Annotated in this window: 1 protein-coding gene (only partly in view); it reads right to left on the reverse strand. The window is 62.9% G+C overall.

The features are described from left to right. On the reverse strand, positions 1-17,394 hold the 3' portion of the coding sequence (locus AC3RLQ_RS07930) for an autotransporter-associated beta strand repeat-containing protein (protein WP_493035951.1). It continues 9,903 nt past the right edge of the window; 17,394 of the gene's 27,297 nt are visible here — the last part of the coding sequence; the start codon falls outside the window, past its right edge; it ends in the stop codon at positions 1-3.

A 17,394-nucleotide genomic window follows, 5' to 3' on the forward strand; every position in this document is an offset into this window, starting at 1 on the left:
TCATCCGATGGATCTTGCCTGAGTCCGGCGGCGGCGCAGGAAGAGGGCGGTGAGTCCGAAGAGCATGAGCACCATGCGACCGGGTTCGGGGACGATGACGACGATGCCGTAGGTGGCGAAGGCGGAGGTGTCCCAGAAGAGGCCGGAGGTGAGCTCGGGAAGGACCAGGTCATTGGCGGTGTCGAAGGCGGAGCTGCCGGATGGGGTGCCGATGCTGCCTGCGGTGCCGGAGCCGACGGAGGACCAGTCCATCAGCTTGAAGATGTCTCCAAAGGCCATGGTGGGAGTTCCTGCGGTCTGAATCAGGACGGTGGGAGTGCCACCGATGCTGGCCCCGAGGCTCACGGTCTGGCCTGCGAGGCTGAGCGAGCTGTAGGTGCCGCTGACGGTGTTCCACTGGGTGTAGATGGAATCGGGTGTGCCAGCTAAAGCCGTGGCGTGCGTGCCGAGGTAAGTGGCGGCCGTCACGTCCGAGCTCCAGCCGGAGTCCAGGGTCACAGCATTGTGATTGCTGGAGGTGACTTCAAACTGGATCTGCGAACCGGAATTGACCGTGAGCGCCCCGGTGAGGGTGAGCGTGCCGGGTGTGCCGGCGGCATCCCCCGGACGGAGAACGCCCACGGTGGAGAGACTGCCCAAGGTCACTGCACCGACGGAACCGGTGCCGGAGAGAGTGGGAGCGGCGAGCTGGTTTGCCGAAAGAGTAGATGTGGTCACCGGTGTGCCGGAGACTCCGGAAACGGTGGTCGTGGTGCCTGTGCCAGAGACCGTGACGGCGGAGGAGGAGGCCGAGCCGACGCCAGCTGAACCGACCTGAAGATTGCCGCCGGTGACCTGAGTGGCTCCCGTGTAAGTGTTGGTCGCGGTGAGGAGAAGTTTGCCGGAGTCCTGCTTCGTGACACCGCCGCCGACTGTCTGCACTGCGGCAGCGATGGTGGTGTCTCCGGTGCCTGCCACGGTGAGGTTCATGCCTTCTCCGGTGATGGTGGAGCCGTTGACGGCGAGGGCGTTGGTGCTGTCGTTGGTCCAGGTTTGTGAGGCGCCGAGAATGACGCTCATGCCGAGGGTGCTGGTTCCTGAGCTGCTGCTGTGGGTGATGCCGCCTGCGCCAATGGTGAGGGTGTTGGCGCTGTTGCCGTTGTTGCCGATGGTCACAGCGCCGGTGGCGGAGCTGGTGAAGGTGAGGCTGGCGATGGAGGTGGCGGAGGTGAGGTTGCTCGTGGTGAGATTGGAGGCCACGGGAGTGGTGGTGTTGAAGAACACATTGGTGGTCGCATCCGGTGTGGCCTGGGTGTCCACGTCGCTGGTGGCATCGGTGCGCCAGTTGGTGACGCCACCGGCGTTGTTGGTGCTCCAGCTGCCATCGAGAGCGCCGGACCAGTAGGCCGTGGTGGGAGCCACGATGGAGACGTTCAGCGCGGTCTGCGTGGTGGTGTTCTGTGCGCCTTCGAGTGTCAGGTTGTAGGTCTTGCTGCCCCAGGCACCGGAAAGCGTGAGGGTCGGATTGGCGAGGGTGAAGTTGTTGGTGCCCGTGCCGGTGAAGCCGCTGCCTGCGGTGATGAGCTGAATGACGCCCGTGGTGATGCCCGTGGCTCCGGTAACGGCGTTGAGATTGATGGTGGCACCGGAGGTGATGGCGGCGCTCTTGGTGACGGTGATCTTGTCAGCACCGCCATAGGTGCCTGACAAGGCGGCCACGCTGCCGATGTCAAAGTAGAGGTTTGAGGTGGCGGCCGCCGTCAGGCCGGTCAGCGCGAAGGTGGAGCCTTCGATGATGTTGAAAGTGCCGAGAGCGTTGTCGCGCATGTCGAGCTTGGAACCTGCGCCCAGGTTCACGCTGGCCCCTTCAGTATTGACGGTGGTGCTGCCGATATTGATCACGGTGGTGGGAGCGCCGCTGGCCACGGTGGCCATGAGTGAGACACCGGAGCCGACGGTGATGGCGGTGTTGCCGAGTGTGGCGAAGGTGTTGCTGCTGCTGGTGTTCTGGATCTGCAATCCGCCTGCGGTGCCGCCGATGGTGGTGGCTCCGCTGTAGGTATTTCTTCCGGTGAGTGTTTGGAGGCCCGTGCCGGTCTTGACCAGGATGAGATTCCCGGAGGTGGCCACGCCAGCCTTGGTGTCGGTGAGAATGCCTGCGTAGGTCGTGCTGGTGTTGTCTGCGCCGATGGTCAGCGTGGCCGAGGTGCCGGTGACTGAACTGGTGATCATGCCGCCCGTGGTGGTGGTGTCGCCAGCGAGCGAGCCGAGGGTTTCAGACTTGCCATTGAGATCAAGTGCAGCGCCTGCGGCCACGATGAGTGCCGAAGCATCTGGAATCACCGCTGCGAGGCCGAGCTGGAGCACGCCGCCGGAGACGGTGGTGGAGCCGCCGTAGTTGTTGGCGGTGGCGCTGCTGAGGATCAATGTGCCCGCGCCCGCCTTGGTCAGGTTTGTGCCGCCGGTGATCTGACCGCTGATGGTGGCGGTGACCTGCGGGCTGGTGACGGTGATGGTGTGAGCACCGGCCGCCAGGTTCATGGTGTTGACGAGAGTCAGATTGTTCGTGGTGGCCGTGCCGCCGAAGGTGAAGTCTCCGACGACGCTGGTGGCATTGCCAATGCTGCGCGCGGCAGTCCCGGCCATGATGGTGGTGCCGGTGCCGATCGTGATGGTTCCCGTGCCGTAGGGAGTCGTGCCTGCGGTGTTGTCGAAGATGACCGTGCCCTGCTCAATGTTCAGACCGCCGGTCAACACATTGGCCGTGGCGCCGCTGAGGACGAGCGAGCCGGTGCCGCGCTTCTTGATTGTGCCACCGCCCGTGGTAGTCAGCGGTGCGGAGATGATGAGGCCTTCGGGTGAGAGGCCATTCACGGTGATGACGGGAGCCGCATTCGTCAGCGTCAAACCCGTGCCGCTGATGGTCGGTGTGCTGGCCAGATTGTCATTGGTCACGGTGATGGCGTTGGCGGCGCTGAGATTGAGCTGGGTGGCGGTGGCGACCGTCGGTGTGGCCGTGCCGCCGTTGCCACTGAAGGTCAGGCTGGCGAGCGTGTTGGTGCCGAACATCGTCAGCGTGCCGCCGCCATTGATCAGCACGCTGGCGCTCTGGGCGATCTGATTGGCGACTGTTTCCGTGACCGTTGCGCTGTTGTTGATGACCAGGCTGTAACCCGTGAGGGTGGAGCTGCCATTCGTGCCCGCACCGGCGGAAATCGAAACGTTGCTGGTGCCATTCGCGCTGGCGTTGCTGAGGGTCAGCGTGCCGGCATTGACCACCGTGCCGCCGGTGTAGGTGTTGTTGCTGACGCTGGTGATCGTGAGGCCTGCCGTGCCGGATTTGACCAGGGTGACCATGTTTCCGCTGACGCCTGCGCTGTAGGTGCCGTTGTCGGCGATGACCAGGCCGGTGGCGAGCGTCATGAGGCCGGTGTTGTTGGCATAGATGTCCAGTTCCGCTGCGGTGCCGTTGCCTGAGCCCGCCGTCAGAGTTCCGTTTTGCAGGGTCGTTGTCCCCGTGGTGCCGATGCTGGTGCGCATGATGCCACCTGAAGTGATGGTCAGCTTGCCGGCTCCCAGATCGAGAATCTGCGCTCCGGCGGCGGCCCCGGTCAGTTGCAGGGAGTTCACCGTGTTGCCACCAGCGGCGAGAGTGATCGCAGCGGTGATCCCGCTGAACTGGTAGTTGCCGCTGGCGGTGGTGGTGATTTGCGCGCCAGTGGTGCTCATGACTGTGTAGGCCGCAGCGTTCAGGGCGGAGATTCCTGCGGCGGTGAGAGCGGCATTGCCGGTGGCGTTGGTTGCGGAGGCGTTCTGCGAGATCGTGAACACCGTCGCGCTGGTGATGCCCGTGATGTAGGAACCAACGGGGATCGCCGTGCCGGTGATCTGCTGGCCGATGATCATGTTGGTGGTGTTCCCTGAGGTAAGGGTCACGGTGTTGCTGTTGAAAATCGTTGCGACGTTTCCGGTCAGCGTCTGAGCGGCGACGTTGGTGGCCCAGTTGTCATTGGTCGCGGCTGTCGCGCCTACCGTGGCCCAGCCACCGAGCAGACCGCTGGCGAGCGTGCTGCCATTGAGGCTGTTCACAAAGATCTGCGCGCTGCCGGGCAGGGTCTGGCCAAGGGTCGTGCCACTGAACACAGCAAGAGCGCCGGTGCCAATGCTGCGCGTGAGGTTGTCGATGGTCAGCGCGGCGGCGTTGTTGGTGGCGGCCAAAGGAGCGGTGACGGTGATCGTGTTGAGTCCCTGATTGAGCGCCACGCCCGTGCCGGTGCCGATGGTTTCAGCGGTGGATGATTGATTAGCGCCGGTGAGGTTGATGGTGCCGGAGTTCAGAGTGATCGCCGCTGTGTTGGAGATGCGATTGTTGCTGGCAGAGAGGCCGCTGTTCACGAGAGAGAGCGTGGCGCCGCTGACGGTGAACGCGGTGCTGGCGAGTGTGCCGCTGTCCTGCAGCACAAGGGAGCCGCCTTGTACATTGGTCGTGCCGGTGTAGGTGTTGGCGCTGGTGAGCGTGAGTGAACCAGTGCCCGCCTTGTAGAGATTGATGGCGTTGTTGTCCGCGCCGCCGCCGATCACACCGCCAAAGGTGGTGGCAGTGCCAGAGGAGGTGAAGAGGTTGGCCGTGGTCGCGCTGATGATTGAGCCACCGCTGCCGCCAGCAGTGTTGTTGTTGCTCAGATTGGCCACGGCTTGATCATTGCCATTGAGATCCAGCGTGCCGGCATTGACGAAGAGATTCTGCAGCGTGGCCACGGTGGCCGTGGGGGCGACGAGAAGGGTGTTGGCGAAGCCGCTGTTGAGCTTGAGCACACCACCGTTGATCGTCGTGGGTCCGGCGTAGTAGGCGGCGTTGTTCAGATTCAGCGTGCCGCCATCCGCCTTGACCAGACCGCCGGTGGTGCCCAGCAGGAAGGCATTCATGTTGAGGACCGAGGTGCCGGTGACGTGAATCTGGAACTGCACGTTTCCAGAGGTGTTGATGGAACCAGCGTTGATCGTGCTGGTGCCGTCGTAGGTATCGAGGATGCCGCCAGTGTTGAGGGTCAGCAAACTGAGCAGGCCGGTGTTGGTGTAGTTTTGAATGACCGAGCCCTGGGCCACCTGGCCACCGCCGGTGGAGGTGATACCAAAGGCGGTGTTCAAGGTGAGGCTGTTCAGCGATGTCGCAGAGTTGTAGGTCTGTGTGGCGCTGAAGTTGCCGAAGTTGGTGGTCAGGCTGCTAGTGAGCGTGGAGGCCAGTTCACTGGTGGCCATGGCGCGCAGGTAGGTGCCTGTGCCCGTGTCTTTCACGAGGAAGCCGGTGCCCATGCCGGTGGCGGAAGCGTCAGCGATGATGTCCGCGCGGATGGTCATGGTGGTGGTTCCATTGGCGCCGCCGCCTTGAGTCACACCCGTGATGGCCGCGCCGGCCGTGGCACTGAAGGCGCTGGCCGTGGTCATGTTTGCCAGGCCAGTTCCTGTGGTGGTGGACAGGCCGCGGATGAGCAGGCTGCCGCCGCTGGTCAGGGCTTCTGCTGTCAGCGCGGTGGCGGCGAAGGTGGTGTTTCCGCCAGTGCCGCCGTTGAGGGTCAGGACGCCGCCGCCATTGGAGACGGTCAGAGTGGCGATGGTTTCAGCGGTGTTGGTGCCGGCCACGTTGGTGCCGTTCAGAATCACCGTGCCGCCCTGAATGGTCAGCGCCTTGCCACCGAGACGATTGGTCAGATTGCTCAAGGTGTTGTCAAGGGTCAGCGTGCCGGTGGAGGCCACGGTGTTTGCAAAGGAGATCATGCCGAAGGCGCCATTGAGCGTCACTCCGCCCTGATAAACGGTCATGTTGCCGGTGGCGGTGTTCAGGTTCGTCAGGGTCAGCGTGCCGTTGCCGATCTTGGTGAGTCCGAGTGAAGTGCCCTGCGCCAGGATGCCATCAAACTGATAGCTGCCACTCGCTCCATTGCCCACGGTGAGGGTCGCCGTGCCTGAGGCGGTGACAAGGCCAGAGCCCGTGAGAGAGCCGATGGTGGTGGCCACACTGGCGATGTCAAAGACACCGCCCGCACCCACAGACACAGCACCGGTGAGAGGCAGCGCATTGGCCACGCCCATCTGGAGCAGACCGCCGCTGACTGTTGTCGTGCCGGTGTAATTGTTGCCACCGCTGCTGAGTTTCAAAATGCCGTTGCCCGCCTTGCTCAGTCCGGCAGAACCGGAAATCGCGCCGCCAAGCGTGGAGGTGGTCTGCGGGCTGTTGACAGTGATGGTGCGCGTGGTGCTGCCCAGATTGACAGCGCCATTGAGGATCACGCCATTGGCGGCCACCATGCCACCGAAGGTGAAGTCGCCATTGACGGTCACGTTGTTGGAAACGGTCTGAATGGCGGCTCCGGACTGCAGGGTGGTCCCACCGGCGATCGTCAGCGTGCCGATGCCCAGCGGACCGGTGCTGCTCTGAATGAGCGGAACACCCGCCGCCGTCAGCGAACTGCTGGTGCCAAGGATGAGCGTGCCCTCAGTAAGCTGCACGCCGCCATTGAAGGTGCTGGCACCGCCGAGCACGAGCGAACCTGAGCCCGCCTTGATGATGCCTGCCGCCGTGCTGGTGCCGCCGATGAGGTTCTGAATGACGTTGTTCAAAATCAGATTGATCGGCGAGAGACCGGAGGTGGTGATGGTGCGGTTCAGGGCCGCGAGCTCCCAGATGGTGGTGTTTGAGAGAGTGGGCGTGCCGCCGTAGTTGTCGTTCACGGCTGTGATGGCATTCGTTGTGCCGCTGAGAACAAAAGTACCGCCCGTGATGTTCGTAGCGATCTGCGTGCCGCCGGTGCCGTTGAAGGTCAGGGAGGCGAAGGTGTTGGTGCCGACGAGGGTCAGCAGGCCACCGTTGCCATTGAAGGTGATGTTGCTGCTGGAGGCGATCTGACCGTTGAGAGTTTCCGTGACGTTGCCGTTGTTGAGGATCAAATCTCCTGGCACCTGGACGCTGCCCAGAGTGCCGCTCAAGGTCAGTGAGCCTGCGCCCTGATTCACGATCGTCGGTCCCGAGTAGGAATTGGAATAACCGCCCACAGCAGGCGCACCGATCGTGGTGGCCACGTTGGTCCCCGCAGTGACGCCCACGCCCGTGGTGATGGTGAAGGTGGTGGCGCTGGTGATGGCGGTGATGAATGAACCGGCTGGAATGCTGGGATTGCCAGTGACCGGCATGCCGACATAGAGACCACTGGTGCTGGCCACCGTGACGATGGCAGAGCCTGCCGTGGTGCTGGCCTGCACTCCGGTGATGCTGCCGCTGGAGGGATTGAGCGCGGCACCAATGGTGAACGGAGCTGACGAGACGGTCATGAGCGCAGGAACGGAGAGCACAAAGTGCGTGCTGTCGGTGATGCTGCTGACCGTGGCCCCGATGGGGATGCCCGCGCCACTGATGCTTTGCCCTGGAACGAGACCGGCAGTGCTCGCCACGGTGACCGTGGCGCTGGAAGCGAGCGTGGCGCCCGCTACCGTGAGGCCCACAGGCTGCAGACCGAAGTACTCATTCGCAGCACCGGTCGCCGTGGCGTTCTGGGAGAGAGTGACCATGGTGACGCCCGCGCCCTGAACGATGCCGGTGACCGTGGCTCCCTGAGGGATGCCATTCCCCTGCACCGGCTGACCGATGAACAAGGTGGGCGTACCTAGAACGGTGATGGTGTTGCTGCCATTGACCGTGCTCGCGGTGAGTGACTGTGCAGCCGGGGCCGTGGCTGCGGTGGTGATCGTGGTGGCCACGCTGCTGCCGGTGCCGGTGGCGGCAGCGGAGATGGTGAACGTGGTCGGACTGGTGATGGAAGTGATCGTCGCACCATTCGGGATGTTGGCATTGCCGGTGATGACCTCGCCGATGTGGAGACCGCTGGTGGAAGAAGAAAGCGTCACGACACTGCTACCGGCGGTGGTGCTGGCGAGTGTGCTGGTGGGGGTTGCCGCAGCGATGGCACCAAACAGCACCGTGGCCGCGCTGGTGGGCAATGTCGTGAAGGAACCATTCAGCGTCACGGTGTTTCCCGAGACGCTGGCCACCGTGGTGGCGGTGAGCGCACCACCGCCAGCAGCGGCGGCTGCGAGGCTCACGTTCATGCCGGGATAGATGACGCTGCCGGCAGGAACGGTGATCGTGTTGCTGGTGAAGCTGCTGTTTGAAATCGTCAACACCTGCGAGGTGGGCAGAGAGAACTGTGTGCTGGCGGCCGTGGTGCTGCCCGTGACGACATTGGCACTGAGGGTATAGCGCGTGGCGTCCGTGATGCCGATGATCACCGCGCTTGCGGTCTGCCCCACACCGGCACTGACCACCTGCCCGATTGCCAGACCGGCGGTGCCTGTCACCGTCACGATGTTCGAACCGGTGGTGGTTGCGGTCGTCCACACCGTCGGCAGAACATTGAGCGTCGTGGTGCTGGCACCGGACTTCACGAGCGTGAGCAGGTTGCTGTTGCTGTAGTTGGTGATGGCGCTGTTGATGGTGGCCGTGTTGTTGGCGTAATTGTAAAGAGTGGAGGTCGTGTTGGTCGGGGCTCCGGCGGTGAGACGCCCACCGGCGATGACACTGGCCGCGCCGTTGGTGAGCAGACCGCCTGAGGCGATGTCGAGCGCATCCCCCAGAGTGCTCTGCGTCACGGTGGAGACGGCGGAGATGCGCAGAGAATTGATCGTGCGGCTGGTGACGTTGGAGACGCTCGCAGCGATGCTGATGTTGTCGGTGGCAACGCCAGCGGTGAGCAGGCTGGCGGAGTAAGCGCCAAACGGATTGGTGCCATTGAGCGAGAGACCCAGCGCACCCACGCCCATGGCTCCGGTTACGGGATCAACGGTGGAGCGATAGGTGGCGAAGTCCGCGCCGCCCACCACCGCCCAGCCACCGATGATGCCATTCACCAGAGTCGGTGCAGAAGTGATGATGATCTGGGAATTGGACGACGCCGAGGCGGGCGAGAGACCATTCATGCCGAGGACGGAAGCCCCGAGCGTACCACCACCCACGGTGAAGTTGACAGTCGCGGTGCCGCTTTGATTGAGGCTGGCGAGCGTCCAAACCGCAGACCCAGTGCCGGTGGCGCTGGCACCAAAAAGATTCGCGGTGATGATGCTGCCACCGGAGACCAGATTGAGAGCGCCGGCAATGCTCATGGCATCCGTGCCCTGCTTCGATGCAAACGTCAGCGTGCCACCGTTCAGACTGATGGAGGAGGAGCCCGTGCGCGAAGCCAGAGCAGAGTAGCCTGCATTGTCCAAGGTCAGCGTGGAATTATACACCGTGATGGCACCGCCATTGGTGATCGTGCCGCTGTCCTTGAGAGTCAGCGTGCCGCCGCGGATGTTGGTGAGCATGTCCGCGTTGCGACCGTCCGCATTGGTCAGCACCAGGTTGTTCGCACCTGATTTATCGAGAGTGATGTTTCCGGCAATCGTGCCGAGGAAGATCGTCGTCGCCGTGCTGGGGATGGTGTAAAGCGTGGAGGTCGTGCCCGTGTTGGTCACTGTGCCAGCACCACCCGGAAGGATGTTGCCATTGGTCTGAGTGAGGGATGCGATGGCCTGGTTGAAGCCATTGAGATCCACGGTGCCGCCGTTGAGGTTGAGCGCGGCGGTGGTGACGACGGTGGAAGTTGGGATGACGAGCAGGGTGTTGGCACCGCTGGTGAGATCGAGTTCACCGGCGTTCACAAAGGTGGCACCGGAGATGAGGCTGGACTTTTGCAGATTGAGAATGCCGCTGTCTGCCTTCACCAGCGCTCCGCTGCCAACGAGGTAGGAGTTCACGTTGAGCGTGTCCAGGGTGTGGAAGATGAGACCAGCCGAGCCCTGAGTGAGCGCGCCGCCGGTGAAGCCGACGTTGCCCGTTTTGGAGACGACGGCCCCGCTGGTGATTGTCAGCGTGTTGAGGGCGCCCGAGGCATTGAAGAGCATGGAGCCGGTGGCAAGACTGGTGGCGTAGTTCACGGCGATGCCACCGCCGGTCGAGGTCACGCCACCACCACTGTTCAGAGTCAGCGAGTTGATGGTGCTCGATGTGTAGAGATTGAGATTTTGCGAAGTGGCAAAGACATTCGATCCGGCAGCCGCACTGGAGGCCGTGCCGCCCAGTGCGGTGATGGCTCCTGGTGTGACGGTGCCCAGATAGCTGCCAGTGGGCGCGAAGTAACCGAGAGCGGTGTCCGCAGAGGTGAGGAGGCGGAAGCCGTTGGCATCCGAAGTGACGAGGCCAGCACCGGTGCTGTCCGAGCCAATGATGTCGGGACGAATGTTGCCCACCAAAGTAGGCGTGGTGGCGAAGACATTGACGCGGCCCGTGCCGGCTGTGGCACCGCCGAGGATGCCCGTGGTAGAAATGACAAGCGTGCCGGTGTTGGTGGCGCTTTGGGCTGTGACGGTGGAGATGCTCACCGTCGTGCCGAAGGCGCCCGTGCTTGGCGTGAGATTGAAGAGGCTCTGGCCTGCCACGAGAGTCATGGTGCCGAGAGTTTCAGTGAGCGACGCGTTGTTGTTGCCCAGGTAGTTCAGCGTGCCGCCCTGGAAATTCAGGATGCGGGTGGTGCCGGAGATCGCCACCGCGCCACCGAGTCGGTTGCTGATTGCGTTGGTGACCGCGCCGCTGTTATCCAATGTGAGCACGCCGCCCTGGGAGAGAGTTTCAACGGCGAAGCCAAGCTTGCCGGTAGTGCCGCTGACCGTGACTGTGCCGGCATTCACCAGCAAAGTGCCGCTGACGCCTGCGCTGCTGTCGCCGGTGAGAACCCAGTTGCCAGAGCCGATCTTGGTCACATTGAGCACGCCGCCTGTGGAGCCTGTGGTGAAGTAGTCGCTGTTGAACGTGCCCGCGAACGTGCCGCCGGTGCTGTCGCCGGTGACGAGCGTGCCCGCCGTGACCACGCTGAAGTTCTTGATGATGGATCCGGCGACGCCGGTGATGGTGCCGACTTGCAGATTGGTCTGGCCGCGCATGTCGAGGATGTTGCCGCTGTAGCCGAGATTGATCGTGGTGCTGGCGTAGTTGGAATTTGCGCCGAGGACGATCACACCGCTGGAGCCGTCGGTGAAGCCGAAAGTGTTCGTGGTATAACTGACACCGCCAAACTGCATTGCTCCGGTGCCGGCCTTGAGGATCGTGCCGCTGGAGAGGATGTTGCTGTTGATCGTGAGGCCGAGCTGGTTGTTGCCATTCACGGCGGCATTGGTGACAGGATCCACGGTGACAGTGGTGGTGGTGCTGGCGAGGCTGAGCAGACCAAGCAAGGCCGGAACTGCGCGCACATCATCAAGGTTGGTGGAAGTGATGCCGCCCGTGAGAGTCAGCGTGCCAGCGCCGGTGAGGACGATGGGGCCATTCCCGGCAGTGCCACCGCCCTGGCTGTTGAAGACAAGATTGCTGATGGTTTCATTGAACCCATTGAGCGTCCACTGCGCGCCTCCGCGCACGGTCACGGTGGCGGTGTCGGCGACCTGCTGCGAGGCCAGATTGACGACTGCGGCGTTGGCGATGGGCATGGAGTCCGTGGCGTTGTTGTTGCCGCCGCTGATGGTCAGATTGCCGGTGATGGCATTGCCCGCGCCGGTGAGGTTGTTGAGGTTCACCACCATGGCGTTCACATAAGCGGTGCCCAGGTAGGTGTTGGCTCCAGCGAGTGTCAGCGTCGGTGTGCTGGTGCTCTGGCTGAGGCTATCCATGACGAGGTTCAAACCGCCGCTCACGCCGTTGTCGATGATGGCGGAGTTCACCGTGAGAACGTTGGCTCCCACATGAAGGAAGAGTTCCGATTGATCGGAGCCAGCGGTGAGCTGGCCGCGAACACTCGTGCTGCCGATCGACGTCGCAGCGTTGTTGGTGCCGACAAGCAGGCCGCCGCTGGTGAGCGTCAGCGTATCGGTGCCAGCGGCGAAGGAAAGAGCGCGCGTGGTGCTGAGTCCGTTCCAGGTCAGTGTGTTCACGATGGCGCCGCCGAGCGGCACGGTGATGGCCGTATCTCCAAAGCGCAGATTGCTGGTGCTGGTGGAGGTGGCGAAGCTGGTGGTCTGCATGGCGGCCGTCAGCCCACGCACACCGGCGACGGGATCGTAGGTGGCAAATTCAGCATTAGCCGTGGTGCTGGCCACGGTGGAATCCAGCCCGATGACGGTGGCCCAGCCGCCGATGATGCCATTGGTCAAAACGGGTGTGTCCGTGAATAGGATGGATGGATTGTCACCCATCGTGCCGGAGCCTGCGTAGAAGTTCAGGGTAGCACCGAGGCTGCGTGAGAAGCTGCCGGTGATGTTCAAGATGGCCGTGCCGATGCCCGTCCCTGCCCCGGCGCTGGCGCCCACATCCAGCCGCAGCTCATTTGCCCCGCCGGTCAAAGTGAGATTTCCAATGGAAGCAGAGCCTGCAGCACCGCTGCGGCTGATGAACTGGAAGGCGCCGCCATCGAGAGTGAGCGGCACGTTTGAGGCGAGGCGATTGCTCATGGCCTGTATGCCGGTGTCGTTCCACTGCAGGACGGCATTGCGGATGAAGATGCCGCTGGTGCCCGAGAGCCTGCCCTGATCGATCAAGGATACCACATTGCCTTGGATCGTGGTGCTGCCTGCGTAGCTGTTGTTGTCACGCATGGAGAGCGTGAAAGCACCGGTCTTGACGAAGTTGATGACGTGAGAGGCATCTCCGGTGATCTGCCCCGCCCAGTCGGCGGCGGCGCTGCTGGCGACAGTGAGGGTGGAGGCCGTGGTGGAGGAGTTCGTCACGATGCCACCGGTGCCGGGGAGAACGCCCACGCTGGTGAAATTGCCGGTGGTCTGCGTGTTGCCATTCAGGTCAAGCGTGCCGCCTGCATTCACGGTGAGCGCGCTGGCATTCAGCGTGGAGGTGAGCGTGGAGATCGTCGGGCCAGTGGTGAGGAGATAGAAGAGGCTGTTGGTCGTGGCAGTCGGTGCGGCGAGTTGCAGCGTGCCCAGATTGATGCGTGTCTGACCGGTGTAGTTGTTCTGCGCTGCGCCCAGAACGAGAGTGCCATTACCGCTCTTGGTCAGGCCGCTGGTGGATGGAGCGATGATGCCGCCGAGGGCTGCATTGACCGTCAGCACCGTGCTGCTGCCTGCGGTGTGGATGATGATTTCACGAGTGGTGCCGCTGGCATTGGCCGCATTGATGAAGCCGCCGCCGACCACGCCGATGGTGGAGCTCACGGTGGCCAGGATGCCGCCGCTCTCCACGGTCACATTGCGGCCGGAGTTGATCGTCAGCGTTGGATTCAAGGCGGTGCTGAAGGTCAGGGAGTTGACATTCGTCGATGTGTAAGCAGTCGCTGCCGTGCCTGCATAAGAAGCGATGGCGGCACCTGCGGTGAGCGCCGTCGTCGTGTTGAGCAGGATGTTGTTGTTGGCGGTGAAGGCGGTGTCCATTTCGGTGCCGGCCACCAGCGCACGGATTCCATTCGATCCGTTGAAGGCGAAGCTAACGCCTGAGCCGCCGCTGCCGGTGTCATCCACGATCATCCACGGAAGGATGGCGGCGGTCTTGGCACCGGCGGCTCCCGCCTGACCGATGGCCGTAGGTGCGGTGGCGAGCACCACATTGGTCTTGCCCACAGTGAGAACAGCCGCGGTGCCCAAACCGGTACCGCGCACGAGCACGGTGCCCGTGTTGGCCGCACGGGTGATGGTGCCCGCACCGGTGGTGGAAAGCGCCAGGGTGGAGGTGGTATTGACATCCAGCGTGATCAGATTGAAGCCGCCGGCAATGGTCAGGCTGTTGGCCCCCAGGGATTCATTCTGTGCGGTGATATTGCCGGTATTGGCGGTGAGCAGCAGGGTGCCGCCGTTCATGGTGATGGCGTGGGCATTGAGCCGGTTCACCGAAGTGGCGCCGAGTCCGGTGTAGTCGAGCTGCAGCGTGTTTGAAGGAACGAGGCCGGAGACGGGGCCTCCGTTGATATTGATGGCCGTGGTGGCGGTGCCCAGCACCGTGGTGGATGCACCGGAGATCACCACTTTACCCATGGCCACGGTGAGACCTGTCACGGTGGAGGCGGCGGTCACGCCGGTGAGCTTCAGGGTGTTCGCGCCTACTTTGGTGAGCGTGGCGCTGCCAGTCACCTGCGCGCCCAGGGTGAGATCGCCAAAGGTGGTGCTGCCGAGGCCGCTGGTGGTGTTGATGTAGTTCGTGCCGATGCTGGTCGCGCCCCCGAGCGTGACGGCGCCTGCATAGCTGGCCGCAGTGGTGGAGGTGTTGATCAATGCGCCGAGTGAGCTGACGCTGCCGAAGCCAGTGATCGTGCCGCTGCCACCGTAGCCGACCCCGGTGATGGTCAGTGCGTTGGCATTGGCCACAGTCATGCCGTTCAAATCGAGGACCGCACCACTGGCGATGGTGAGCGTGTTGGAGGCAGCGCCGAGGGCTCCGGCGTTGCCCAGCTTGAGCGTGCCGAGTGCGATGCTGGTGTTGAAAACCTGGGAGCCGTTGCTGGCATTGAGAGTCAGGGTGTTGGTCCCCTGCTTCGTCAAAGTGATGCCACTGCCGCCCACGATGGAGTTCAGGGTGAGGTCGCCATTGCCGCCCACCGTGGAGCTGGAGCCCAAGGTGAGAATGCCGCTCAAACTGGCGGCGGTGAGGCTGCTGTTCCACAGCGCGCCGCTGGAGCCTGCGGCGAGAACGACCGTGGGTGTGGCGGAAGCTGAAGGGATGAGAGCGCCCGCGCCATTGATGGTCACATTGCCAGCGACTGCGGACTGACCATTGAGATCCAGCATGCCGGAGGCATTGAAGTAATAGGTGCCCGAAGAGCTGGAGGTGGCGGCCTGGGAGAGCGTCACCGTGGTTCCGCTTATGGCGGTGATGTAGGTGCCGACGGGAATGCCTGCACCGGAAACGCTCATGCCGACCTGCAGGGAGAGATTGCTGGCGGTGTCTGCGCCTGCCAGCGTGAGCGTGGTGGAACCGCTGGCGACGGTTGGCAGAGATGTCGTCGCGGTGTTGACGTTGCGAATGAGCGTGCCGCCGAGGCTGGCTGTGGTTCCAGTGCTCAGGGCAGCGGCGTTGTTGAGCTGAACAAAGCCGGACTGGATGACGAGGTCACCGGTGAAGCCGGTGTTGCTGCCACCGAGGATCAATGTGCCGGTTCCAGCCTTGAACATGGCATTGGCTGCGCCTGCACCGGCATGGGTGATGGTGCCGATCAAATTGAGCGTGCCCGCGCCCTGGCTGGCGGTGTTGGTTGTGGCAACAACCACGCCGTTTCCAATCGTGATGGCTCCATCCACGCCGACCCATCCAGCACCGTGGATGCCATTGGTGCCGTTGACGATGTTGAGCATCGAGTTGTTGTTCAAGACCATGGCCGTGCCTGAAGTCGGAGCGATCACAGCGCCCAGCGGCGAGGCGAGCGTGTCGATGGTGGCCGAAGCACCGGCGGCGAGGGTGTAGTTGTTGTTGATGATCGCCGCAAAGTTGTAGCTGTTGGCCGAAGTCGGCGCGGCAGCGGCATAATACAGATTGCTGGAGGAAATGGACTGGAAGCCGCCGGTGGAGCCTGCCACGGTATTGCCGACGCCATTGCCGGAGGTGTCAGCGCCTGCGTAGAGCAGACGGTAGGAGCCGGAGTTAGTGGCGTTGTAGGCGGTGTAAGTGATGGTGTGGTAGCCGCTGCTCAGAGTGATCTGCCCATTGCCCGTGGCCTCGGTGAGTCCGGCATGAGGTCCGAGGTCGCTGATGAGCAGCTGCCCGTCGATGTAAAGCAGGCTGGCGTCATCCGAGGCGCTGCGGAAGGTGTAGGTGCCGGCTGTGTTGATCATCAGCAGACCTTGCAGCGTGATGATGCCGTTGGTGTTTGAGGAGGTGGTCGCCGCCGCACGATTGTTCATGCCGGCGTCGTTCATCTGACTCACGGTGCCAGTGCCCGAGAAGCCAATGCCCGCCACGTTGACATTGAGAGCGCCCTGCGCGGCGGCCAGACTGCTGTAGGCCGCATTCAAGCCACCGACTGAGTAACCCGACGGCGTGGAAGATGGCGCGGTTGCGGGAGCCTGAATCAGCAGCGGGTAGTAGTTGCTGCCATTGTAACTGGAAAGCTCGATGGGATTGGTGGAGACGGCGGTCGTTGTGCCCTGAGTCACGATGTCGGGAAAATAGAGGGAGCCCAGGCCGATGTTGATCGGCTTGTTGCCCGGCGTGTAGCCGTAGACGTAGGCGGTCGTGCCAGCCGCGACGTTGAAACGAGGAGCGCCGGTGGTGTCGGTGACGTTTTGGAAGATGATCGAATAGGCATTCGCGCTGGCGAGATTCAGCACCTGAGTGCCGCTCATGGTCAGCTGCGGAATTTTGATGGCGTTGCCGGTGCCATTGCCAGAGACGGTCACGCCGATGCTGGAGGCATTGCTGACGAAGAGGTTCGCATAGTTGGAGTTCGGATTGACGGTGATGGACAGGCCCTGATAAACAATGAGGCCGCTGTTGCTGAGGCCGTTGTTCTCAAGTGCGAGTGTGCCGTTGCTGGTTATGGTGACATTGGCATTGGCCAGAGGCAGTGGAGCATTGCCCGTGGCACCGCCAAGAACCATGACGCCTTCGTTGACGATGATGGAGCCGCCAAAGCTGTTGTTGTTGGTCAAAGCCAAGGTGCCGAGACCGGTCTTGATGATGCCCGAAGTTCCGCCACCTGCGCCGCCGTTGTCGGTGATCACACCGCCAAGCGTGAGGAAGCTGCCGGGCACATCCACATTGACGGTGGTGTTGCCAGAATTGAGGGTCAAGGAGCCGTTGAGCGTGAGGCCGTTTGGCCCCTTGTAGCTGAGATCATTGCCACCCAGCACCAGCGCGTTGGAGATCACATTGGTGGTTGCTGTCGAAGTCAGATAGGTGCCTGTGCCGATGGTGAAGGTGCCCGTGCCGAGAGGGCCGCTGAGCACCGGACCGCCCAGGCCGGCAGTGATGCTGCTGCCACCGATGGCGATGCCGCCTGCGGAAAGGTTCACGCCGCCATCGAAGGTGCTGGCACCGCTCAACTGCAGCAGGCCATTGCCCGCCTTGGTGATGCCGACGCCCGTGCCGGTGGTGCCGATGCCAATGATCGGCGAGGTGATGGAAAGTGCCGCCGTGAGTTGCGTGATCGTGCTGCCCGCAATCTGGATGGGGTTCACCGTGATGGTGTTGTTGCCCGCAGCCAGACCAAGGGATGCGACACTGATAATCGACACGGTGGCAGGATTGCTTGAACTCGCCGTGATGGGAGCGGAGCTGGACAGATTGAGCACGCTGACGGGGATGGTGGCGGCCGTGGTCACGGTGGGAGCGGCTTCACCGCCGTTGTTGTTGAACACAAGACTGTTCAGCGTCTGCGTGCCGGCCAGATTCACCGTGGACTTGCCGATGATGGTCAGCGTGTTGCTGGAATCGATCTGGCCGCCGATGCCGACCGCATTGCC

This window comes from Prosthecobacter sp. GW821-HT29F12 (genome assembly GCF_058803405.1).